Origin of the sequence: Paenibacillus popilliae ATCC 14706 (genome assembly GCF_000315235.1) — a bacterium.
Lineage (GTDB): Bacteria > Bacillota > Bacilli > Paenibacillales > Paenibacillaceae > Paenibacillus_B > Paenibacillus_B popilliae.
The window spans coordinates 1-1739 of the sequence record NZ_BALG01000218.1 but is presented as its reverse complement, the minus strand read 5'-3'; the positions used below and the strand labels follow the sequence as shown (position 1 = coordinate 1739).

At 40.3% G+C, this 1739-nt stretch carries 1 protein-coding gene; it reads left to right on the top strand.

Annotated elements, in window-relative coordinates:
* Positions 1-93: 93 nt before the first annotated feature.
* A complete protein-coding gene (locus tag PPOP_RS13575; protein WP_422730651.1) occupies positions 94-1641 on the top strand; it encodes a peptidase domain-containing ABC transporter in 1548 nt (515 codons plus the stop codon).
* Positions 1642-1739: the final 98 nt, after the last annotated feature.

Below are 1739 nucleotides of genomic sequence, written 5' to 3'. Positions count from 1 at the left end.
ATCAACGACCACGAAAATGTTTGGGCTGGAAGACTGCTCACGAATCCTTCTCAGAAGAACTGTCGCACTTGGCTTGACAATCCGTCATTTAAAATTCTACTTCAAGCTTTTCGCAGTCATTTGTTGCTATATTTGAGTCAAAAGCTTGATATCGTATTTATGTTGGGATATTACCAACATGTTCTTACGTTGCCGATGAACTTTTTCGGGATGAGAAAAACCGGGGAAATCATTTCACGCTTTATGGATGCATCTAAGGTTAGGGAAGCCGTCTCTAATGCATCTCTATCCATTATCATTGATATGATTATGGCAGTAGCTGGCGGAATTATTCTCTATATGCAAAATGCCTTTCTCTTTGGCGTTACATTTATCATTGTCCTGTTGTATGGACTTCTGGTTTGGATTTTCCATAAGCCATTTGACCAGTTGAACAGGAGACAAATGGAGAATAATGCTCAATTACATTCCAATTTGGTTGAATCTATCCAAGGAATTGAAGTCATTAAAGCATTTGGTGCCGAAAGCAAGGCAGTCGTTGAAACCGAAAAGAGATTTATGAAACTGTTGCAAAGCGTATTTAAATTCGGTTTGGTAAGTAATGTACAATCATCCCTACAAGGTTTCGTATCGGCAGCGGGCGGGATTGTAATCTTGTGGGCCGGTGCTGAGCAAGTGATTCGAGGCAACTTGACAATGGGACAACTTATCGCTTTTAACGCACTGTTAGCCTATTTTCTAGAGCCCATTCAGAATTTGATGCAACTCCAGTCTTCTTTGCAATCGGCCGTTGTGGCGGCGGAGCGTCTAGGTGAAATTTTAGATTTGCAACCTGAGCGGCAAGAGTCCGAAGACAAGAAAGTATTTCCATCTTCTCTACAGGGTCCGATCCACTTCCATTCTATCCATTTTCGTTATGGCACAAGGAAGCTTACGTTAAAAAATATTCAATTATCCATTGCGCCCGGGAAAAAAGTTGCCTTTGTAGGGGAAAGCGGTTCCGGAAAGACAACATTACTAAAACTGCTGATGAAATTATATCATCCGGAGAGTGGAGATGTTCTCATTGATGGAATTCATATCCAGGATATAAATATGGATGCTCTCAGAAGGAAAATTAGCTTTATTCCACAGAAATCTGTTTTTTTTAGTGGAACCATACGTGATAATTTATGTCTTGGTGTAAGCGGCGACATTGATTTTGATCGGATTATAGATGCCGCAAAAAAAGCTAAGGCGCATGAATTTATTAATGAACTTCCGCTGCGGTATCACACCGTGCTCGAAGAGGATGCTTCCAATTTGTCGGGGGGGCAAAAACAACGTCTGGCTATTGCGAGGGCTTTATTGAAAAATCCTGATATTTTATTGCTGGACGAAGCAACAAGCAATCTGGATGCCATGACAGAGAGCGCGATATCCGAAACGATATTTAATTTACAGGGGATAACAACCTTGATTCTCGCACATCGCCTCAGTACGGTGATTCGATGTGATTGTATTTATGTTATGGAACAAGGCGAGATTGTGGAAAGCGGAAATCATCATGAGCTCATAAATAGGAAAGGGAAGTATTACAAGTTATGGAGCGGTCAATTTATGCAAAGTGAATGCAATCCTAATTCAATAACAATGAAATAATCATTTTTCTATGTAACTTCATTATGGGAATGGGTATAAATGATGAATACCAATTTGGTGAAGCTGGATGAATTGACGGATAGTAAAGAGATGTTCGA